Below are 20,880 nucleotides of genomic sequence, written 5' to 3' on the forward strand. Positions count from 1 at the left end.
TTTCCCCGGCCGCTTTCAACGGATCTTCACCTCGATGGGGGCGGGGCGCGGCAGGCGCGGCATGGAAGGCGGCACGCCCTCGCGGATCAGCTCGGGGACGAAAGCCAGCGGATTGACCCCCAGCGCCGCATGAAGCCCGGCATAGGAGGCGGTGACGCGCGGGTTCACCTCGGCCACCACCGGACCCTGCGGCGTCTGGATCACGTCGATGCAGACGATGCCGGACAGGCCGGGAATGGCCTCCGACACACGCCGCGCGAGATCGGCGAGCCGGCCGTCCTCGTCCGCGATGCCGCCGACCTGAACCCCTTCAAAGGCGAAGACGCCGACGAGGTGACTGATTCTGAGACGGTTGGCCGCGAGCAGTGTTGCCCCGTCCGGGCGCACCAGCACGCTGAGGCTGGCGAGGGTGCCGTTCAGGAAAGGCTGCACCACGAGGCCGCCGGAGCGGGGCAGGGCCGCCCGGTTCGGCCAGGCGCGCGCGGCCGACCAGCCGGTGCCCTCCTCGGGCCGGGTGACGAGATCGCCATCGAGCCCGGGCGGCAGCGCATCGATGGGGAAGGTCGGGACGTGGGGAATGTCGTGCTCTGCGAGGCGGCGGGCGAGCGCAAGCCGGTTGGAGGTGAGGGCGACGGCCTCGCCGGAGCTGGCAAGCGTCCGGGCGCCGCCCTCGCGCATCAGGCGGGCGAGGCGCGCCAAAATGCCCCCGGCCTCGGGGGCGATGGGCCACACCACGTCCGCATCCTGCGCGAGGCTCGACCAGACGATCCAGGGATCGACGCCCTTGCCCACCGGCACGGCTTCCTCGTTGGGCGGCGGCAGGCGGTCGTCATAGGCGAGCACCACGCTGATGCCGGGCAGTTCCTGCAGATCCGTGACGATGGCATCGCGGATCAGGCGCCCCTCGGCAAGGGCCGCCTCCGGCAGGGGCTTGTCGCGCATGCCGCCGGATGTCACGTACTCGCAAATGAAGACGCGCATGGGGCTCCTCTCGCACAAGCTCAGCCGGACCTCGACATGCAGCTTATCCCCGTCGTTGACCTGAAGGGAGGGGTGGTTGTGCGAGCCCACAGGGGCGAGCGCGAGGCCTATCGTCCCATCCAGACACCGCTCTCGCCCTCCGCATGTCCGGATGATGTGGTGGCGGGGCTGCTCGCGCTCGCGCCGTTCCGCACTCTCTATGTGGCTGATATCGATGCCATAACCGGTGCCGGCGACAATGAAACTGCGATCCGCGACCTCGCCCGGACCTTCCCCGGGCTCGAACTGTGGGTGGATGCCGGCGACGGCGATCCGGCCCGCATTGCCGCACGCGCCAAAAGCGGCCTCGGCACCGCCATCGTCGGCACTGAGAGCCTCGGGGAGGCGGACGTGGAGGCCGCCCTCGGCGCCGAGGGCGTGATTCTCTCCCTCGACCACGACGCCACCGGGCCGCGCGGGCCGGAGCGCGCGCACAACGATGCGCGCCTGTGGCCGGCGCGCGTGATCGTCATGACGCTCGCTCGCGTTGGCAGCAGCGAGGGGCCGGACATGACGGCGCTGGACCGCACCGCCCGCCGCGCGGCGGGGCAGGGTGTCGTGCCCGCCCTCTACGCCGCCGGTGGCGTGCGCGGGCCGGATGATCTCGCAGCCCTCGCCGAGGCGGGGATCGCCGGCGCGCTGGTGGCGAGCGCCCTTCACGATGGCCGCATCGACCGTGACAGCGCGCGGCTCTGGGCCTGAGGCGCGGCCCGCCCATCGCTTTGCGGCGGTCACCGATGCTTAGGCTTGGGCAAGGTTCACTGTTACCTGCGAGCCACAGTCGCCAGCCGAGGTGCCGCGGCGAAACCGGTTGTCACGGAACTGTATCATCCGCCGCCTAGGCAGGGCCCAGCCTCACGCTCCTCCCGCCCGGAATTGCCTTTCCATGATGATCCGCCTGCCGCTCCATTCGTCCGCAAGCCGCATCGTTCTGGCGCTCGTGTGCTCCGGCGCGGCGGTGCCCGCGCTCGCGGGATCGTTCACGGTGCCGCCGGCCTCCGGCCAGCAGACCGTCTCCGGCAGCGACACCGGCACCATCGATGCGGGCGCGACGCTGAACACGGGCGGGTCCAACTCCATCGTGTGGAACGGCAACGCCACGACGACGCCCGGCGTGGTCATCACCAATTCCGGCACCGTCACTTCCACCGGCCGGACCATCGATACCACGGGCGCCTTCACCGGCACCTTCACGCTGAACAACAATGCCAGCGGTCAGGTCGTCTCCAAGGATGACGCCTTCCGCATCAACGGCCCGCTCGCCAACGGCACGGTGATCGTCAACAACGCCGGCACCATCAGCTCGCAGACCGGGCAGGCGCTCGACTTCGACAAGGCGAACGCGGCCAGCGCGACCGTCACCATCGGCAACACCGGCACCATCACCTCGGCCGGCGCCGATGCGATCCGCCTCGGCGGCGGCACCATCGACATCACCAATTCCGGGACGATCGAGACCACCTCGTCCGGCAAGCGCGCCATCAAGTTCGACACCGCATCGAGCTTCGACACGCTCAACAGCCTCACCATCACCAACGCGGCGGGCGGCTTCATCACCGGAACGGACGACGCGATCAAGATCTCGTCCACCACCCTGAGCACCGCCGCGCCGGTGATCTCCATCACCAACGCCGGGACGATCCAGTCCACCTCGGGCGGGCAGGGGCTGGATCTCGGCGATATCTATTCGACCAACGCCACGATCACCGTCACCAACCAGAAGACCGGCCTCATCACCGCCGCCGACAATGACGGCATCCAGGGCACCAACGGTCTCACCATCAACAATTACGGGACGATCTCGTCCTATTACGCGGCCGGCACCGCCGACACGCAGAACAATTCCGCCGTCAAGGTGAGCGGCGACGATCAGGGCAAGGCGATCACCCTCACGGTGAACAATTATACCGGCGCCCTCATCACCGGCGCCTACCACGGCATCAAGGCCACCGGCACCGACGATAATCTCATCGTCACCAACAACGGCACCATCGAAGGCCGCAACGGCTCGGGCGTGAATTCCAACGGCACGGGCACGCTGCTCAACTACGGCACGATCTCCGGCACCTTCGATCCCGCCGCGAGCTTCGGCGACGGCGACGGCGTGGATTTCGACCAGGCCGGCACCATCTTCAACTACGGCACCATCGAGGGCCTCGGCTCCAAGGGCATCAAGCCGGGCGAGACCAAGCCCAGCACCTCCGAGGGCATCGCCATCGGCGGCGGCACCATGGTCAACGGCGATGCGGCCCACACCTCGGCGCTGATCTCCGGCGCCAACAACGGCATCCTCATCGACGACAGCAACAGCGGCGATGCCTACGCCGCCGCGACCGTTACCAACTACGGCACCATCCAGGGCCTCGAAGGCTACGGCATCCGCTATGTGAATTCCGGCGTCGACCCCACCAAGTCGCTGACCGTGACCAATTACGGCACCTTCTCCGGCACCACCTATGCGGTGCAGATGGGCAACGGAAACGATCTGTTCGTCGTCGGCGCCGGCAGCAAGGTGGTCGGCATCGTGGACGCGGAAGGCGGCGTCGACACGCTTTCGCTCAAGACCACGAGCGAGGTCCTCAATTTCGATCTCGGTCAGGTCGGGGACGCTGCGACCTATCGTCATTTCGAGCAGGTGACCACCGACGGCTCGGTCTACCTCTCCGGCACCAGCACCTTCTCCGGCACCATGAACATGGGCAAGAACGGGAGCTTCGGTCTCAACGGCCTCGATGCCCCCGACGCCCACTTCAAGAGTGAGGCCGGTGCCACCGGGCCGCGCGGAATCTGGGGCCATGGCACCATCGGCAGCCTCGACGCGGTGGACCTCATCATCGACCCGTCAACCGGCCCGTCCAACGCGACGGGCACCATCGCCGTGAAGGGCGATGTTTCCCTGACCAACACCAGTTACTGGGCCGACATCAATCCCGATGGCTCCTCCGACCTGATCAAGGTCGACGGCAAGACGACACTCAACGGCACGGACAATCGGGTCTTCGTCATCGGTGATCTCGAATGGGGTGCGCGCTACACCCTCCTGTCGTCCGCGGGCGGGATCAGCGGGACGTTCGGAACGCTCAACACCTACGGACCCACTTATCTCTTCATCGCTCCGGAACTGAGCTACGACGCGACCCACGTCTATCTGGAACTGGAGCGCAACGGCATCGCGTTCGCCGTCTATGCCACGACCCCGAACCAGCGTTCGGTGGCCGGCGCTCTGGAGCGCGCAGGCGTCGGACCGACGAAGACTTCCGCGCTCTACACCGCGTTCGTCACGCAGTCGCTGGGCGACAGCCCGAACCTCGCGCTCTCCCAGCTCTCCGGCGATCTCTACGCCACGCTGCCCGGCCAGTTGGCCAACGAGAACATGATGGTCAACGACCTCATCCTCGGCCGTCTGCGGCAGGCCGGCTACACCGGCGCCAGGGGGGCGGAAGCGGCGCTCGGCGCGGGCGGCCCGGCCCGCGCCTATGCCGATCCGGCGACGCCCGGCGCGCAGGCGTTCAAGGCCATCAAGGCGCCCGAGCCCACGCCGGTGTGGACCACCTGGGCGCAGGGCTACGGCCAGTGGCTGTCCACCTCGGCCAACGGCAATGCCGCGGCGGCCGACACCAATCTCGGCGGCCTGCTCATCGGTGCCGACCTCTCCGCCAGCAATTGGGTGATGGGCCTCGCCGCCGGCTATTCCTCCGCCTCCACGAGCGCGGATGGGGCCTCGGCGGACACCGAGACCTGGCGCATCGCGGCCTATGGCGGCGCCTCCTTCGACGCCGTGAAGCTGCGGGCGGGCGCCAGCTACGGCTGGAGCAGCATCGACCAGAGCCGCTTCGTCGCCCTCACCGGCGAGAGCCCGAAGGCGAGCTACAACGGCTCCGCCGGCAACCTCTTCGCCGAGGCGGGCTACACCTTTGCGTTCGGTGGCGTCGCTCTGGAGCCCTTCGCGGGCATCGGCTGGACCAGCGTCGATCTCGGCAGCTTCATCGAGAACAACGCGCCCGTCGCCGGCCTCGCCTCCACCGGCACGTCGTTTGACACGACCTATTCGACGCTGGGTCTGCGCGTCGCCACCAGCTTCAACGCCTCGGGCCTCGTGGTGACGCCCCACGCCTCTGCCGGCTGGCGCCATGCCTTCGGCGACGTGACGCCCCAGACGGTGCTGAGCTTCATCAACACCGGCACGGCCTTCGGCATCGACGGCCTCGCCATTGCCGAGGACAGCATCGTCGGCTCGGTGGGCATCGATTTCGCCTTCGCCACCGGCGCCACCTTCTCGCTGGGCTACGAGGGCATGGCCGGCGACGGCACCAGCTACAACGCCGGCAAGGCGACGCTGGCGGTCAAGTTCTGAGAACGCCTTTGGGGGACGCGGCGGAGAACTCCGCCGCGATCTTCCGGCAAGCGTGAACGGCCGCCGGAGGCGCGTCTATTCGGCGGTGATCGGAGCCGCCCGCTCCTCGATGAGGACGGCGAAGATGCTCGCCACGGTCAGATCGGCGCTGGTGCCGGGGTTAAGCCCCCGCGCCTTCAGGCTGGTATCGAAGGTAAGCAGCGCCGCGTGGCGTTCTGACGGCGGAAGGCCTTCGAGCCGCGTCCGGAGCGCCACAGCCTCCAGCCGCACGGCCTCCGCTTGGCCCGGACCGAACTTGCGGGCGATGTGGCTGTCCGGCAGCGTCGCGAGAAAGGCAAGGTCGGCGTCCTCGATCCGCCGTCGCTCCAGCGGCCCGCCGGCAAGCGCGGGAACGCCGAGAGCGAAGACGTCCGCATAGCCGGTCACATATTGCCGGGCGATGGCGTCCCGGTCCGCCGCGAGCGCCATGGCCTCGCGGAGCGTGACGCTGGCCGGCGCCCGGACGTCCGCCTCCGCCGAAGCTCCGAGGCCACCCGGAGAGGCGGCGGCGATGGCACGGAAGGCCTCCTCCGCATCCAAGATGTTCAATCCCTCCAGCACCTGCGCAAGCCGCGCCTCAAGCGGGCCGCCGCCCTCTGCCGCGACAGCCAGAGGTGCGCACAAAAGGATGATGCCGAGGTTGGTGTTGCAGCCCGCGACTGCGAGGGAGGCCTCCACCGCCGCACGCACCCGTCTGCCGACAGGGCCGGGCGCGGCCAATGCCGGCGCGGCCGCCTTGGCAGCCGCCTCGAACTGGGCGGTCTCCATGCCGTGCCCCGCGGCGAAGACATGGACGTTGCCCGGCTTCAGGGCCGAAAGCTCGGCGAGGCAGGCGGCGTGAAAGGCCTGCGCCACCTCGTCCGGAGCGAGCGCCCTCATGCGGCGATGGCGGCTGCGCTCACGGGGCGGGTTCCATCACCGCGCCGAGGCCGAAATCGCGCAGCAGGGCCTGTGTGCGCTCGCGCATGCGCGCCTCCGCCACCTCGGGCGTCGGGCCGGTGGCGCGCACCGTGCACAGGGGCGCGCCTTTCAGCACCGAGGCGCCGGCCGGCGGGCGGTCGGCCACGAAATCGGGCCACGCATCCTGCGGCACCACCATGTCGTGCGCGGCATAGATGACGCCGGCAGCGTGGGCCTGCGCAGGGGCGGGCAGCATTTCGGGCAGCTTCCCGCCGCAGGCCGCGAGGTGCAGGCCGAGCAGCGGCGGCAGGGGATCGGTGTCGAAGATGTCGAGGGTAGCGCCGGGGCGAGGGTTCACCTCCACCATGAACCAGCCGTCCGCGTTCACCACAAAGTCCAGAGAGACGAGCCCCACCAGACCGCAGGCGAGCGACACGCTGATCGCGGCCTTGAGCATCTCGCCCGCGAACGGCTCCGGCAGCGCCACGGGCCCCGTGGCGCCGCCATAGCGGAAGGGGTGCTCCTCATCCTGCGCATGCCATTGCCGCGAGGCGCCGATGACGCGGGCGGCGCTGCCATTGGACAGGAGCAGGAGTGAGAGGGACTGACCGTCCACCTCCCGCTGGAGATAGTGGCCGGCCGCGGGCGGAGAGAGGTCGCCCGGCGCGCGTCGGCGGATGTGCGCGCCGCCGGCCCCGCCGATCTTCTTCTCCAGCACGGGCGCGTCGCCGAACGTGTCGGGAGTGGGCGCTTCGAGCGTGGCGGAGGGAAAGGGAATCCCGAGATGGGCGGCGAGGGCGGCGAGGGCGATGGGGTCCTTCAGCACGCGCACGATGGCCGGCGCGTTGCCAAGGATGGGGTTGCGCTCCGCGATGCGGGTCATGAGGGCGGTGTCGTCCTCCAGCCCGCCGCCGAGCACTACCGGCAGGCCGGTGGGCGCGAGGGAATGCAGCGCCTGGATCAGGTCGTCACCGTCGAAGGCGCAGCCGTTCTTCTTGTGCACGCGCACGCAGCGGGCGGTATGGGCACAGGTATCCAGATCGGCGAACAGGTCGAACGAGAGTGCCGCGAAGCCGGCGCGGGCGGCGCTGGCCGCCAGCGGCCGGGCGGAAATGGCGATCAGAGCAATATCCATCTGGATCCCAGCCTGTTGGTTCGGAGCCCACTTGCGGGGCCCTTTATATGGCGCGGCCCTTGGGGTACCGCGCGTCCTCCCGTCCTGTCCGGCGTCGTGCAGACGGACCTCACAGAGCGATCATTTCCGCGCCCTGATTGTTTCCCCGCACGCAATCGAATGACAGGTTTGTGAACGATGCGAAGCGCTCACGCAAGGTGTCGGCCAGTCGCGCCGCCGTCTCCGCGCCATCCACGATGGCAAAGCCGGTCGGCCCCCACGAGCTTTGCCCGACGCCGGGAATGCCTTCCGCCTCTATGGCGGCGATGACCTCGGCCACCTGCGGGCTCAGGAAGCGCCCGCCGCCTTGTGCCGCAGCATAGTGATCGCCCAGCACGCGCTGCCAGTGGCCGATGACGCGGCCGAACCCCACCGCATCCGCGGCCGCGAGGGCCGGCAGGGCCTGGAGCAGCATCAGGTGGCAAAGCTCCGCCGCCTGTTCCGCCGCAAAGGGCGGAAGGCTCGCCATGGCCGCCGTCTCCTGCGGGCCGCTGAGCCCCTCGCGGGCGGTATCGAAGACGAGCAGGATGCGCCAGCTCTCCGGCACCGCGAACCGCGCGAGCAGGGGCGGCGGCGCGTTGGCCAGCGGACCGTCGAGCGCCTTGCCGCCGTCGAGGATCACGCCTCCGGCGGCGAACGCCTCCATGCCGATGGCCGAGCGACGGCCCCGGCCGAGCACGCCCGCCACCTCGCGCGGCGTGAAGTCGTGTCCCGAAAGCCGCGCCACGGCGACGCCCACCGCCAGCGCCAGCTGCGTGCCGGAGCCGAGGCCGCCATGGGCCGGCAAGGCGGCGTCCACGTCGATGGCAAAGTGCTCTTCAATGCCGAGCTTGTCGCGCACCAGATCCCGGGCGCGGCCGGCGCGGTCGCTGTCCGGGCCCTCGGCGGTGTCGGCGCTGGCGCGGCGGACGCTCACGTCTGTCGTCGGGCGGTCCAGGGCGATGCCGAGGCTGCCGAAGCGGCGGCCGAGCGATCCGCCGAGATCAAGAAAGCCGAGATGGAGGCGCGCCGGCGCGCGCACCTTCACCCCGGCCGCATGAATGAGATCCACGCGGCGACTCAGCCGGCGAGGGCGGCGCGCAGCCGCTCCGCATGGGCGGCGAGCACGTCGGGCTTCTCCATCGCGCTCGCCGGCGGCTTCATGGGCACGCCGTTGTGGCGGGGGATGACATGGACATGGAGGTGGAACACCACCTGCCCACCGGCCTCCTCGTTGAATTGCTGGATGGTGATTCCATCCGCCTCGAAGGCCTTCATGCCGGCGATGGCCACCTTCTTGGCGATGGTCGCCACATAAGCGAGATCCTCGGGCGCGATGTCGAGGATGTTGCGCGCCGGCGCCTTGGGGATGACCAGCGTGTGGCCAGGGCAGCGCGGCATGATGTCGAGGAAGGCGAGGGCCTTGTCGTCCTCATAGACCTTGTGCGCCGGCAGCTCGCCGCGAAGGATGCGGGCGAAGATGTTCTGCGGATCGTAAGCCGGCGTGGCGGTCATGCGTGTCTCTCCCTGTTGGGGAGGAGATTGCAGGGTGCGGGCGGGGGGTCAAGCCCGCACTCCTCGCAGGCCGGCGAAGCCTCAGCCAAACCGGCCGGTGACGTAATCCTGCGTCCGCCTGTCCTGCGGGTGGGTGAAGAGGTCCTGCGTCGGGCCGAATTCCACCATCTCGCCGAGGTACATGAAGCCGGTGAAGTCGGAGATGCGGGCCGCCTGCTGGAGGTTGTGGGTGACAATGGCGAAGGTGTATTGCGCCTTCAGCTCCTCGATGGTTTCCTCGATGCGCGCCGTTGTGATGGGGTCGAGGGCCGAGCACGGCTCGTCGAGCAGGATCACCTCCGGCCTGAGCGCGATGGTGCGGGCGATGCACAGGCGCTGCTGCTGGCCGCCGGAGAGGCCGAGGCCGGTCTGGGGCAGGATGTCCTTCACCTCGTCCCACAGCGCCGCCTTGCGCAGGGCCTCTTCCACCCGGATGTCGAGGTCGGCCGGCGTCAGCTCCTCGTTGATGCGCAGGCCGATGGCCACGTTGTCGTAGATCGACATGGGAAACGGTGTCGGCTTCTGGAACACCATGCCGATGCGCGCCCTGACGCTGGCGGGGTCCATGGCGTCGCCTAGGATGCTCACGCCGTCGAGCAGCACGTCGCCCTCAACGGTCTGGTCGGGGTAGAGCTCGTACATGCGGTTGAAGATGCGCAGCAGGGTCGACTTTCCGCAGCCCGACGGGCCGATGAAGGCGGTGACGCAATGCGCCCTCAGATCGACCGATATGTTCCGCAGCGCGATCGTCTCGCCGTAATGGAAACTCAGGTTCCGGACGGAGAGCTTGACCGGAGGCAGCATCGCCTGCCGGCTGGCGAAGACCATCGGCGCGGGCAGGCCGGCATGGGCCGAGCCGTCCGGGGGCAGCGACGACGGGGTGTGAATAGACATGGCAGCAATCCTCGACAGGAGCCAATGCCTCCTGCCTAGACCCGCTTCGGCGGGCTGTCCTTGCGCTAGCTCATGCCTGCCCGATGCCACGCGAAAAATCCAGCGGCGGCGCGGCTTTGCCGGGGGCCGGACGCGGGATCTATCCTGTGCCGGCTCACCTTGTGCGCGGCGGCTCGATGGGGCTCAGTTCTGGCCCTGGCTCTGGGTCTGCACGAGCTTCTGAGGCGCGCGGCCGTCGAGGGCGCTGATGCGCTCCTCCACGTCTAGCCCGGTGCTGCGCAGCGCCTGCACGCCCACGGCATCGAGGCCCACCGCGAGGCGCACATAATTCTCCGTGCCGCAGATCTTGCGGCCGGCATCGAACGAGACCCAGCCGATTTTCGGCACATGGGCCTCGGCCCAGTGTCGCACCTCGCCCTCGCCTTCCTCTCCGGTCTCCGGCGCCACATAGCCGGAGATGTGGCGGGCGGGCAGGCCAAGGTGGCGGGCGGCAGCGGTGAAGACATGGGCGATGCTGCCGGCGCAGGCGGTGCCCGCCTTCAGCGCCTCCACGGCGCTCAGGGGATCACCGAGGGTCGGGCCCTCCTGCTCCTCCACCGCCTTGTGGACCTTGACCATGAGGGCGTGGAGCTGGGCCAGCGGGTCGTCCGCGGGGGCGGTGACGGCATCCGCGAGAGCGGCCACGGCCTGATCGACCTCGGTGAGGTCGGTCTGGCGCAGGAACAGGGAGGGCGGGAAGCGCTCCACCGTGCCGCGCACGATGCCAGTCGTGTCCTGCGTCTCGATCTCTCCCTCGGCGCAGACGGTGAGATGGTCCGCCGGCCCGTCCACGGAGAAGGTGTGGCAGAGGTTGCCGAACGCATCCTCCTGCGGGTGCAGGCGGCAATCGGAATTGAGATCCAGCGCCCAGCGCAGGATGAACTGGCCCTCATGGGCGCGCGGGGTCAGGCGCACGGTCACGGCCATGTTGCGGGTGCCGGGCTCGAAGTGCTGGGTGATCTCGTGGCGGATGCGGATGCGCATTGCGGTCGTCCCTGGTGACGGCGCGGCGATAACGGCGCGACACTGGCGCCGCAACGGACATTTCCCCGGCGCGGCCCACCCGCGCCGACGGGGACGTTGAGCGGGCCGCAGCCCGCAAGATCAGGTCAGATACTGCTCGGTGATCTCGGCTGCGAGCTTGTTGTTGTCCGAGATGAACTCGGAAATGAACTCGTGCAGGCCGGTCTGGAAGATGTCGTCGATGGACTTGTTGGTAAGCCGTGCCAACATGGTGCGGGCCTGCCGTTGGGACGGGCCCTGCCGGCCGTAGACCGAGGCGATGTCGTCCAGATTGCGGGCGAGGCTGTCGTAGCAGGCGGCGAGCGAGCGCGGCATCTGCCGGTTCAGGATGAGAAGGTCCGCCACCAGCCACGGCTTCACGCTGTCGCGATAGACCCAGTGGAAGGCGGTGAGGGCCGAGACCGAGCGCAGGATGGAGGCCCACTGGAAATAGTCGAGCGGGCCGCCGACGTGCTCCTTCTCCGGCAGCAGCACATGATACTTCACATCGAGGATGCGGGCGGTGTTGTCAGCGCGCTCGAGTTGGGCACCGGAGCGGGCGAACCAGTAGCCGTCGTTGCGGAGCATGGTGCGGAAGGTCGCACCGTCGAAGCGCAGCGAGGTCTCCTTCACGAAGGCGAGGAAGCGCGAAAGCTCGTCGCGGGTGAGCGGCCGGTTGGGGAAGTTGCGCAGCTCGATCCAGGCCGAATTGATGACGTCCCACATCTCCGAGGTCAGCGCCGTGCGCACTGAGCGCGCGTTGGTGCGCGCCACCTCGAAGCAGTTACGGATGGAGGAGGGGTTCTCCGTCTCGAAGGCGAGGAACGAGACCACGTTCTCCTCCTTCGCCTCCTCCAGCGGACCATAGCGCGCGACGAACTCGTCGGCGCAGCCGGCGGTGAGCACGGCCGAACTCCACTCGTTGGTGGAGCCGCCGTAGGTCACGGGCGTGTAGGCGAGGCGCTGGGAGACGTCGAGGATGCGGGCCAGGCAGTCGGCGCGTTCGACGTAGCGGGTCAGCCAGTAGAGGTTGTCGGCGGTGCGGGAAAGCATGGGGAGCCCGTTGCGGAAGGAGAGAGTGCGCGGCGCGGTTCAGCCGCGCTCAGGCGTCCTGCACCCGGAAGGCGTGGCGCCCTCCGGAGGCGGTTCAGGCGGCGGAACCGGGCGGGGCCCCGGCTCCGGCTGTCGCACGGACCGGGAGGGCCGTGCGCGGGGAGAGATCTTGACCGACGATAGCGCTCGCGCGCCGAAAAGCGATAGCGCGGGCGTGCGCGCTCATGCGTCCAGAACCCAGAGCATGGGCGCTCGCGCTCATGCGTCCAGAACCCGAAGCATGGGCACCCGTGCTCATGCGTCCAGTACCCACGTGTCCTTGGTGCCGCCGCCCTGGCTGGAGTTCACCACGAGGGAGCCCTCCTTCATGGCGACGCGGGTGAGGCCGCCGGGGACGATACGCACCTTGTCGGAGCCGGAGAGGATGAAGGGGCGCAGGTCCACGTGGCGGGGCGCGATGCCCTTTTCCACCAGCGTCGGGCAGGTGGAGAGCGCCAGCGTCGGCTGGGCGATGAAGTTCGCCGGGTCCGCCTTGAGCTTGTCGCGGAACTTCTCGATCTGCGCCTTGTCGGAGGCCGGGCCGACCAGCATGCCGTAGCCGCCGGAGCCGTGGACTTCCTTCACCACCAGCTCGGGCAAGTGCTCCAGCACATACTTCAGATGGTCCGCCTCGCGGCAGCGCCAGGTCGGCACGTTGGGGAGCAGGGGCTCCTCGCCGAGGTAGAATTTGATGATGTCCGGCATGTAGGAATAGACCGCCTTGTCGTCGGCGACGCCCGTTCCCACGGCGTTGGTCAGGGTGACATTCCCGGCCTGGTAGGCGCTCATCAGCCCCGGAACGCCGAGCACACTGTCGCGGCGGAAGGCGAGGGGATCGAGGAAGTCGTCGTCGAGGCGGCGGTAGATCACGTCCACCCGCTTCGGCCCCTCGGTGGTGCGCATGTAGACCACCCCGTCCTTCACGAACAGGTCGCGGCCCTCGACGAGGTCGACGCCCAGCTTGTCGGCGAGGAAGGAGTGCTCGTAATAGGCCGAATTGTGGATGCCGGGGGTGAGGATCACCACGTTCGGCTCATGCCCGCCGTGGGGCGAGAGCGAGCGCAGGGTGGCGAGGAGGTCGTCGGCGTAATTCTCCACCGGTGCGACGCGGTGCATGGAGAACAGCTCGGGGAACAGCCGCAGCATGATCTCCCGGTTCTCCAGCATGTAGGAGACGCCGGAGGGGGTGCGGGCATTGTCTTCCAGCACGTAGAACTTGTCGGGGTCGGTGCGGACGATGTCGATGCCGGCGATGTGGACATAGAGGTCGTGGGGCACGCGCTGCCCGTTCATTTCCGGGCGGAAGGCGGGGTTCTGGTAGACGAGGTTCTCCGGAACCACGCCGGCCTTCAGGATTTCCCGCTTCGAGTACACGTCCTTGATGTACATGTTCAGCGCCTTGACGCGCTGCTCGAGCCCGCGCGACAGGCGGGTCCATTCCTCCTTGGTGAGGATGCGGGGCACGATGTCGAACGGGATCAGGCGTTCCTGGGCGTTCTGCTCGCCATAGACCGCGAAGGTGATGCCGATTCGCCGGAAGATGAACTCGGCCTCCTTGCGCCGGTGGTCCAGCACGTCCTGGGGCACTTCGGCCAGCCAGCGCTGGAGGGTCTCGTAGGCCGGCCTCACCGCGCCGTCGGTACTGGACATTTCATCGAACGCATGCGGCATTGGGATCGACACTCCGCGCCCCGGGGGGCCTCCCCGTGAACTTAACAAACATCGTGCCAAAGAAGTGCTAAACGGGAAAGCGCAGCGAAGGCGCCGCTCACGCTTTAAACGTGCATGAATTTTGGGCAATTTTACACCGGCTGGCGCCGGCAAGGGCAGGGAACGAAAACATGGGCGAGGCAGACGACGCGCGATCGGTCACGGCTGCGCTGATCGTGATCGGCGACGAGGTTCTCTCCGGGCGGACCAAGGACAAGAACATCGGCCACATCGCCGAACGCCTCACCGACGTGGGCATCGACCTGCGCGAGGTGCGGGTGGTGGCGGATGTGGAAGAGGACATCGTGGCGGCGGTCAATGCCCTGCGCGCCCGCTTCGACTATGTGTTCACCACCGGCGGTATCGGCCCCACCCACGACGACATTACCGCCGACGCCATCGCCAAGGCCTTCGGCGTGTCCATCGATGTCGACCCGCGCGCCCGCGCCATGCTGCTCGAATACATCGCCGAGAAGGATCTGAACGAGGCGCGCCTGCGCATGGCGCGCATTCCCGCCGGCGCGAGCCTGGTGGTGAACGAGGTGTCCAAGGCGCCGGGCTTCCGGATCGAGAACGTCATCGTGATGGCCGGCGTGCCGCGCATCATGCAGTCCATGCTGGAGGCGGTGCTGCCCGACCTGCGCAAGGGCCGGCCCATGCTCTCGCGCACCATCCTCGCCGAGGCGAAGGAGGGCGACATCGCCGCCCCGCTGCGCAGGATCGCCGAGGCCTATCCCGACGCCATCATCGGCTCCTACCCGTTCCGCGACGAGGCGGACGGGCGCTACAAGACCAATCTCGTGGTCCGCGCCCGCGAGGCCGACACGCTGGCCGCCGCCGGCGATGCGGTGGCCCGGATGGTCGAGGACAGCGCCAAGAGCTGAGGCGTCAACAGCTGAAGCGTCAACAGCTGAGGCGTCAAGAGCTGAGCCGCTTCAGCCCTTCGCGATTTCCGCCAGCCACACGTCGCGATACCAGGTGACGAAGCGGGCGACGCCCTCCTTCAGGGGTGTCCGTGGCGCGAAGTCCACGGCCTGCGCGAGGCTCGTCACGTCGGCGAAGGTGGCCGGGACATCGCCGGTCTGCATGGGCTGGAAGTCCAGCTCCGCCTTGCGGCCCAGCGCCGCCTCGATATGGCCGATGAGCGCCATCAGCGGCTCGGGGCTGTGGTTGCCCACATTGTAGATGCGATACGGCGCGTTGGAGGTGGCGGGGTCGGGATCGGCCCCGGTCCACGCCGGGTCCGGCGTCGCCGGGGTCGGCAGCAGGGCAACCACGGCATCCACCACATCGTCGATGAAGGTGAAATCCCGCTGCATGTCGCCGTTGTTGAACACCTTGATGGGTCGCCCGTGCCAGATGGCGTCGGTGAACAGGAACACCGCCATGTCCGGCCGACCCCATGGGCCGTAGACGGTGAAGAGGCGCAGCCCGCTCACCGGCAGCCGGTAGAGGTGGGAATAGGCGTGGGCCATCAGCTCGTTCGCCTTCTTGGTGGCGGCATAGAGGCTGATGGGGTGGTCCACCGTCTGCTCCACCCGGAAGGGCAGGTCGGTGTTGGCGCCGTAGACCGAGCTGGACGAGGCATAGACGAGGTGGGCGACGCCGCCGTGCCGGCAGCCCTCCAGCACGTTGCAGAAGCCGACCAGGTTCGAGTCGATATAGGTCTCGGGATGCTCGATGGAGTAGCGCACCCCGGCCTGGGCGGCGAGGTGGACCACATGGGTTGGCCGGTGGCGGGCGAAGAGATCGGCGGTGGCCGCGCGGTCCGCCAGCGTCAGCCGCTCGAACCGGAAGCCGGGATGGCCGAGGAGGCGCGCGAGCCGGGCCTCCTTGAGGCGCACGTCGTAATAAGCGTTGAGGTCGTCAACCCCGACGACGGAATGCCCCATCGCAAGCAGCCGCTCGGCGACAGCGGCGCCGATGAAGCCGGCCGCGCCGGTGACGAGGATGCTGGCACCCTGCAAGGTCGATATGGTCACGCCCGTCCTATCCTGCCGCGTTGCGCCATCGCGCCTTCCTTAGAGCGATGCCCAAGCTGCATCAACGTGGACAGAGGCAGGAGCATGGCCGACGGCGGGGGAACTGATCTTCCCATCGCCGCGGGCGCTTCAGCGGAACCGATCGTCCTTCAGCAGGTAGTCGTTGACGTAGCGCGACAGCCCCTGCTCAAGGTCGGTGGTCGGAGAGTTGTAGCCGGCGGACGACAGCTTCTCGAGGTTCGCGCAGGTGTAATACTGGTACTTGCCCTTGAGCTGCTCGGGCAGATCGATGAATTCGACGCGCTCCTCCATCCCCAGGGTCGCGAAGATGATCCTGGCCTTGTCGAGGAAGGACCGGGCCGTACCGGAGCCTACGTTATAGATGCCGGAGGTCATGCCCTCCGTGCGCAGGGCCCACAGCGCCACGTCCACGCAATCCTGCACCCAGACGAAGTCGCGCAATTGCGCGCCGTCGGCATAGGCGGGATTGTCCGAGCGGAACAGGCGCACTGAGCCCTTCGCGCGGATCTGCTCGAACAGCTGCACCGCCACGGAGCGCTGGCCGCCCTTGTGATACTCGTTCGGCCCGTAGACGTTGAAAAACTTGAGCCCGGCCCAGCGCGGCGGCGTCCGCTCGCCACGCCTCACGCGCTCGGCCACGAAGCGGTCGAACACGTTCTTGCTCCACCCGTAGGGATTAAGCGGCCGGAGGGTGGAGAGGTAGGCCTCGCTGCCGTCGTCGACAAAGCCGTTCTCGCCGCCGCCATAGGTCGCGGCCGAGGAGGCATAGACGAGAGGGATGGCGTGCCGGGCCGCGAAGTCCCAGAGGTCAATCGACAGGCGGATGTTGCTTTGGACGATCAGGTCCACGTCCGTCTCGGTGGTCGTCGAGATCGCGCCCATGTGGACGATGCCTTCGATCTTCCCGGCGTTGGCCGCGAGAAAGGCCGAGGCTGCCTCGGGGCGCACGAGGTCCAGCAGCCGCCGCTTGGCGATGTTGCGCCATTTGGTGTCGTCCGCGCCAAGCCAGTCGATGATCACGATCTCTTCGCCGGCATCGTCGAGCGCGGCAGCGATGTTCGAGCCGATGAAGCCGGCGCCACCGGTAATCACATACATGTCTGGCAATCCTGCAAAATGAACGGAGCCTTCGACCAACTCACCCGCGGTCCTGCGACGCTTGACGCCATTCTAGGGCCTCAGGATCGCGCGCCCGCCGTCATGCGGCTGATGACCTGCGTTGTGCTGCGCCCGGGCACGAGCTCAAAGCGCAGCACTCTTCCGCCGCGCGCCATCACGCTCGCGGCGCCGACGATCTCGGAAACCTCGTAATCCGCGCCCTTGACGAGAACGTCCGGCTGGAGCTCCTCGATGAGCTGCTCCGGCGTGTCCTCGTCGAAGATAACCGCAAGGTCGACCGCACCGATGGCGGAGATTACCTGCGCGCGGTCCATCTCGCCGTTGACGGGGCGACTCGGCCCCTTGAGGCGCGAGACCGACGCATCCGAATTCACCGCGACGACCAGACGGTCGCAATGGGCGCGCGCGAACTCGATGATGCCGATGTGTCCCACATGGAGAATGTCGAAGCAGCCGTTGGTGAAGCCGACGGACAGGCCGTGCCGCTTCCACGTCTCCACCTGAGCCGCCGCCGCCGCGCGCGAGGCCACCTTCATCGCCGAAGAGGTGACGGCCGTGCGGCTCTGGCGGTCGAGCTCGCTCACAAGCTCCGCGCGGGACACCGTCGCGGTCCCGCGCTTGCCCACAGCCACGCCGGCCGCCGCGTTGGCGATATAGGCCGCCTCGTCAAGCGCCCCGCCCGCGCCGACCACCAGCGCCAGGGCCGCGATCACGGTATCGCCCGCGCCCACCACGTCGGCGACTTCCCGGGCCACGGTGGGGATGTGCACAGGTTCGGCGGTCCGCTGCACCAGCGTCATGCCTTTTTCCGAGCGCGTCACCAGAACCGCCCCGATGCCGGTGCGCTCCAGCACCTTGCGGCCGGCGGCAACAGCGCTCTCGTCGCTTTCGCCGGAAATGCCAGTGGCGAGCCAGATCTCCTGGAGGTTGGGCGTCACCAGCGTGGCGCCGTCGTAGCGGGCGAGGTCCGAACTCTTGGGATCGACGATGACCGGCGCCCCGCGCCCGGCCGCGAGCGCCAGCACCTCCCGGATGAGGGTGGGCGTCAGGACGCCCTTCGCATAGTCCGAGAGCACCACCAAATCATGATCGGGCAGGGCCGCCGCCACATGGGCGAGGATGGCCGCCTCGACCTCGGCGGGAACCGGCCCGGTCTCCTCGCGGTCTGACCGGAGCATGTGCTGGCCCTGCGCGACAAAGCGGATCTTCTCGGTGGTCGGCCGATCCCCGGAGGCAACGAGCAGGGGGCTGACGCCCGGTGTTGCTTCCAGGATGTGCCGCAGCTCGTGACCGCACCCATCGCTGCCGATCACGCCGACCAGCGTGCATTGTCCACCCAACGAGGCGATGTTGCGCGCCACGTTGGCCGAGCCGCCGGCGATGGTGGCGCTGCTGCTGACGGACAGCACGGGCACCGGGCTTTCAGGCGAGATTCGGCGGGCTGCCCCGGTGATGAAGCGGTCGAGCATCACGTCGCCGAGGCACAGCACGCGGACCTGGGAGAATTGGTCGATGATGGACATGCCGTTTCTGTAGCCCACTGACGCGCTTCTCTAAAGCCCCCGGTAATTCCGAGGCCCGTCACGCGTCCGCGGACGATCCCCTTGAGCGCCGGGGTACCGACAGGCTGGAGCGCAGGCATTTGGCGGTTGAGCTTAAGCCGGCCTTCAGGCCGTCTCGGGCTCTCGACGCAGGGCTGCGTCGCGAGACTTGCGTGAACTGCATGCCCCTGCGGCCGGCAAAGCGCTATAGGGAACACGCCCCGCAACCCGCCTTTGTCCCATCATCCCATGAATGTTCCCGCAGGCATCGCCCTGCAACTCAGCGCGACATTCTTCTTTGCCGTGATGTCCGCGCTGGCGCGGGTTCTGGCGGATGAGGTGCCCAGCGGCCAGATCGTCTTCTTCCGCAGCGCGTTCGGCCTGCTGCCCCTCCTCGTCTGGCTTTTGTGGACGCGGCGCCTCGCCCGCGCGCTGGCGACTCGTCAGCCTTTCGGCCACATGATGCGGGGCCTGATCGGCGTCGGCTCCATGTGGCTGAGCTTTGCCGCCCTCGCCTTCATACCGCTCGCGGAAGCCATCGCCTTCACCTACACGACGCCGCTGGTCGTCGTCATCCTGGCCGCCATCCTGCTGGGGGAGCGGGTGCCCGCCTTTCGTTGGGGCGTGCTCGGCATCGGATTCAGCGGTATCGTGCTGATGCTGTGGCCTTCCTTCTCCCACGCCTCCCTTGGATCGGGGGAGGGGCCTTTGACGGGGGCGATCCTGGCATTGGCGGGGGCCGTGGGCGCGGGATTCGCCCTGACCCAGGTCCGCCAGCTGACCCGGAGCGAAACCGCGGAATCGATTGTTTTCTATTTTTCCATCGTATCTTCCTGCGTCGGCCTGGCGACGCTGCCGCTCGGCTGGGTGATGCCGGACGCTCGGACGGTTGCGATCCTGATCGGGCTGGGCGTCTCCGGCGGTGTGGCGCAGATCTGCATGACGCTGGCCACGCGCTACGCCCCGGCATCGATCGTGGCACCGCTCAACTACGCGACCTTGCTGTGGGCGACCCTCTTCGGTGTGGCCCTGCTTGGCGAGTGGCCGAGCGGACTGGTCGTGCTGGGCGCCGCCGTGGTGGTAGGGGCAGGCCTCGCGCTCATCTGGCGGGAACGCCGGAGCGGACGAGGCGCATGATTGCGGCGCGGCGCATGGTCCCGAAACGGGAGTGTCAGGAATTTCGTGTGGGGGCGGTCATGATGGACCCTATGGAGGTTCCCGATGGCCCGACGCAAAGCCCCCCGTATTCCTGACGAACTGCTGGACCAGTTGCTGGCCGGTGCCGATCCCAAGACGGCCTTCGACACCAATGGCCTGCTCGACGATCTGAAGAAGGCGCTGGCCGAGCGCGCCCTGAACGCCGAGATGGACCATCACCTGGCGGGCGAGGAGGCCGGCAACAGCCGCAACGGCTATGGCCGCAAGACCGTCACCACCGAGACCGGCCGGATCGAGCTGGAGATCCCGCGGGACCGTCAGGCGACGTTCGATCCCCAGCTCATCGCCAAGTACCAGCGGCGCTTCCCCGGCTTCGACGACAAGATCGTGTCCATGTATGCCCGGGGCATGAGCGCCCGGGAGATCGTCGGCATCTGCGCGAGCTCTATGGTATCGAGGTCTCGCCTGATCTCGTCAGCGTCGTCACCGACGCCGTCCTGGAGGAGATCGCCGCGTGGCAGGCCCGGCCGCTCGAGCCGGTCTATCCCCTGGTGTTTTTCGATGCCCTGCGGGTCAAGGTGCGCGACGAGGGCATCGTCCGCAACAAGGCGGTCCACATCGCGCTCGGCGTGCGCGCCGATGGCGCCAAGGAGATCCTCGGCCTGTGGCTGGAGCAGAACGAGGGCGCCAAGTTCTGGCTGCGCGTTATGAACGAGCTTCGGAACCGCGGCGTCGAGGACCTGCTGCTGGCCGTCGTCGACGGCCTGAAGGGCTTTCCCGACGCGATCCGGGCGGTGTTCCCCGAAGCGGTGGTCCAGACCTGCATCGTCCACCTGCTGCGCCACAGCCTCGACTTCGTATCGTACAAGGACCGCAAGGCTGTCGCCGCGGCGCTGAAGGACATCTATCGAGCCGTGGATGCGGCCGCCGGCGAGGCGGCGCTCACGGCCTTCGAGGACACGGCCTGGGGCCGGCGCTATCCGGCCATCGCCCAGAGCTGGCGGCGGGCCTGGAGCGAGGTCGTGCCGTTCTATGCCTTCCCCGCCGAGGTGCGCCGCATCCTCTACACCACGAACGCCATCGAGGCGCTCAACGCCAAGCTGCGCCGCGCCGTGCGGGCCAGGGGACACTTCCCCACGGACGATGCTGCCCTGAAGCTCCTCTTCCTGGTCTTGAACCGCGCCGAAAAGGAGTGGAAGATGGCGCCTCGTGAATGGGCGATGGCAAAGGCGCAGTTCGCCGTTATCTTCGGCGAGCGCTTCTCAAAGGCCATGGCGGCCTGATCTTCAACCCGCCGCCCCC

Annotated in this window: 16 protein-coding genes and 1 pseudogene; 5 read left to right on the plus strand and 12 right to left on the minus strand. The window is 68.3% G+C overall.

Annotated elements, in window-relative coordinates:
• Window positions 1-15: 15 nt before the first annotated feature.
• On the minus strand, window positions 16-981 hold the full coding sequence (locus tag J2126_RS21665) for an ATP-grasp domain-containing protein (RefSeq protein WP_209488881.1): 966 nt from the start codon (window positions 979-981) through the stop codon (window positions 16-18).
• A gap of 36 nt (window positions 982-1,017) precedes the next feature.
• Between J2126_RS21665 and J2126_RS21670 the strand changes: the two genes are divergently transcribed.
• Together J2126_RS21670 and J2126_RS21675 are read left to right on the plus strand one after the other, a co-directional pair.
• The gene (locus J2126_RS21670) at window positions 1,018-1,722 is read left to right on the plus strand and encodes a HisA/HisF-related TIM barrel protein (protein ID WP_209488882.1); all 705 of its coding nucleotides are present in this window, start codon (window positions 1,018-1,020) and stop codon (window positions 1,720-1,722) included.
• A gap of 184 nt (window positions 1,723-1,906) precedes the next feature.
• Complete coding sequence (locus tag J2126_RS21675) at window positions 1,907-5,374, plus strand: autotransporter domain-containing protein (protein ID WP_209488883.1); 3,468 nt, start codon at window positions 1,907-1,909, stop codon at window positions 5,372-5,374.
• Window positions 5,375-5,449: 75 nt separating this feature from the next.
• On the opposite strand, the gene J2126_RS21680 is transcribed toward J2126_RS21675, so the two are convergent.
• From J2126_RS21680 to J2126_RS21715, 8 genes are all read right to left on the minus strand, one after another.
• Window positions 5,450-6,292 (minus strand): triphosphoribosyl-dephospho-CoA synthase, encoded by an 843-nt coding sequence (locus tag J2126_RS21680; RefSeq protein WP_209488884.1) that lies wholly within the window; start codon window positions 6,290-6,292, stop codon window positions 5,450-5,452.
• Window positions 6,293-6,311: 19 nt separating this feature from the next.
• A complete protein-coding gene (locus tag J2126_RS21685) occupies window positions 6,312-7,448 on the minus strand; it encodes an ATP-grasp domain-containing protein (RefSeq protein ID WP_209488885.1) in 1,137 nt (378 codons plus the stop codon).
• A gap of 109 nt (window positions 7,449-7,557) precedes the next feature.
• Entirely contained in the window at window positions 7,558-8,538 is a 981-nt protein-coding gene (locus J2126_RS21690; protein WP_348634361.1) for a beta-ribofuranosylaminobenzene 5'-phosphate synthase family protein, read from the minus strand.
• Between the two features lie 8 nt (window positions 8,539-8,546).
• Window positions 8,547-8,981: an HIT family protein gene (locus tag J2126_RS21695; protein WP_209488886.1), complete on the minus strand. Its 435-nt coding sequence runs from the start codon at window positions 8,979-8,981 to the stop codon at window positions 8,547-8,549.
• A gap of 81 nt (window positions 8,982-9,062) precedes the next feature.
• Entirely contained in the window at window positions 9,063-9,848 is a 786-nt protein-coding gene (gene pstB, locus J2126_RS21700) for a phosphate ABC transporter ATP-binding protein PstB (protein ID WP_245328062.1), read from the minus strand.
• A gap of 249 nt (window positions 9,849-10,097) precedes the next feature.
• On the minus strand, window positions 10,098-10,937 hold the full coding sequence (locus J2126_RS21705; protein ID WP_209488888.1) for a transglutaminase family protein: 840 nt from the start codon (window positions 10,935-10,937) through the stop codon (window positions 10,098-10,100).
• Window positions 10,938-11,057: 120 nt separating this feature from the next.
• Window positions 11,058-12,008 carry an alpha-E domain-containing protein gene (locus J2126_RS21710; RefSeq protein ID WP_209488889.1) on the minus strand — a complete coding sequence of 317 codons (951 nt, stop codon included), beginning with the start codon at window positions 12,006-12,008 and terminating at the stop codon, window positions 11,058-11,060.
• Between the two features lie 294 nt (window positions 12,009-12,302).
• A complete protein-coding gene (locus tag J2126_RS21715) occupies window positions 12,303-13,718 on the minus strand; it encodes a circularly permuted type 2 ATP-grasp protein (RefSeq protein ID WP_209488890.1) in 1,416 nt (471 codons plus the stop codon).
• A 170-nt stretch (window positions 13,719-13,888) separates the two neighbouring features.
• Here J2126_RS21715 and J2126_RS21720 point away from each other — a divergent pair, with 170 nt between their 5' ends.
• Window positions 13,889-14,641, plus strand: a complete 753-nt coding sequence (locus J2126_RS21720; protein ID WP_209488891.1) for a competence/damage-inducible protein A — start codon at window positions 13,889-13,891, stop codon at window positions 14,639-14,641.
• A 51-nt stretch (window positions 14,642-14,692) separates the two neighbouring features.
• Here the strand turns inward: J2126_RS21720 and J2126_RS21725 are convergent, their stop codons facing one another.
• From J2126_RS21725 to rfaE1, 3 genes are all read right to left on the minus strand, one after another.
• Window positions 14,693-15,724, minus strand: coding sequence for an NAD-dependent epimerase (locus J2126_RS21725; RefSeq protein ID WP_209490452.1), 1,032 nt, complete (start codon window positions 15,722-15,724; stop codon window positions 14,693-14,695).
• A 144-nt stretch (window positions 15,725-15,868) separates the two neighbouring features.
• On the minus strand, window positions 15,869-16,858 hold the full coding sequence (gene rfaD / locus J2126_RS21730; RefSeq protein ID WP_209488892.1) for an ADP-glyceromanno-heptose 6-epimerase: 990 nt from the start codon (window positions 16,856-16,858) through the stop codon (window positions 15,869-15,871).
• An 80-nt stretch (window positions 16,859-16,938) separates the two neighbouring features.
• Entirely contained in the window at window positions 16,939-18,402 is a 1,464-nt protein-coding gene (rfaE1, locus tag J2126_RS21735; protein ID WP_209488893.1) for a D-glycero-beta-D-manno-heptose-7-phosphate kinase, read from the minus strand.
• 267 nt (window positions 18,403-18,669) lie between these two features.
• On the opposite strand from rfaE1, the gene J2126_RS21740 reads away from it, so the two are divergent.
• Together J2126_RS21740 and J2126_RS21745 are read left to right on the plus strand one after the other, a co-directional pair.
• On the plus strand, window positions 18,670-19,557 hold the full coding sequence (locus J2126_RS21740; RefSeq protein ID WP_209488894.1) for a DMT family transporter: 888 nt from the start codon (window positions 18,670-18,672) through the stop codon (window positions 19,555-19,557).
• Window positions 19,558-19,641: 84 nt separating this feature from the next.
• Window positions 19,642-20,861 (plus strand): annotated as a pseudogene (locus J2126_RS21745) (IS256 family transposase).
• Window positions 20,862-20,880: the final 19 nt, after the last annotated feature.

It is taken from the genome of Xanthobacter flavus, from assembly GCF_017875275.1.
GTDB classification, from domain to species: Bacteria; Pseudomonadota; Alphaproteobacteria; order Rhizobiales; family Xanthobacteraceae; genus Xanthobacter; species Xanthobacter flavus_A.

Excerpts from the sequence above, each read along its gene's own strand:
- J2126_RS21665 (WP_209488881.1), bottom strand. The coding sequence starts at position 981 with ATGCGCGTCTTCATTTGCGAGTACGTGACATCCGGCGGCATGCGCGAC.
- J2126_RS21670 (WP_209488882.1), top strand. The coding sequence starts at position 1,018 with ATGCAGCTTATCCCCGTCGTTGACCTGAAGGGAGGGGTGGTTGTGCGA.
- J2126_RS21675 (WP_209488883.1), top strand. The coding sequence starts at position 1,907 with ATGATGATCCGCCTGCCGCTCCATTCGTCCGCAAGCCGCATCGTTCTG.
- J2126_RS21680 (WP_209488884.1), bottom strand. The coding sequence starts at position 6,292 with ATGAGGGCGCTCGCTCCGGACGAGGTGGCGCAGGCCTTTCACGCCGCC.
- J2126_RS21685 (WP_209488885.1), bottom strand. The coding sequence starts at position 7,448 with ATGGATATTGCTCTGATCGCCATTTCCGCCCGGCCGCTGGCGGCCAGC.
- J2126_RS21695 (WP_209488886.1), bottom strand. The coding sequence starts at position 8,981 with ATGACCGCCACGCCGGCTTACGATCCGCAGAACATCTTCGCCCGCATC.
- pstB (WP_245328062.1), bottom strand. The coding sequence starts at position 9,848 with ATGGTCTTCGCCAGCCGGCAGGCGATGCTGCCTCCGGTCAAGCTCTCC.
- J2126_RS21705 (WP_209488888.1), bottom strand. The coding sequence starts at position 10,937 with ATGCGCATCCGCATCCGCCACGAGATCACCCAGCACTTCGAGCCCGGC.
- J2126_RS21710 (WP_209488889.1), bottom strand. The coding sequence starts at position 12,008 with ATGCTTTCCCGCACCGCCGACAACCTCTACTGGCTGACCCGCTACGTC.
- J2126_RS21715 (WP_209488890.1), bottom strand. The coding sequence starts at position 13,718 with ATGCCGCATGCGTTCGATGAAATGTCCAGTACCGACGGCGCGGTGAGG.
- J2126_RS21720 (WP_209488891.1), top strand. The coding sequence starts at position 13,889 with ATGGGCGAGGCAGACGACGCGCGATCGGTCACGGCTGCGCTGATCGTG.
- rfaD (WP_209488892.1), bottom strand. The coding sequence starts at position 16,858 with ATGTATGTGATTACCGGTGGCGCCGGCTTCATCGGCTCGAACATCGCT.
- rfaE1 (WP_209488893.1), bottom strand. The coding sequence starts at position 18,402 with ATGTCCATCATCGACCAATTCTCCCAGGTCCGCGTGCTGTGCCTCGGC.
- J2126_RS21740 (WP_209488894.1), top strand. The coding sequence starts at position 18,670 with ATGAATGTTCCCGCAGGCATCGCCCTGCAACTCAGCGCGACATTCTTC.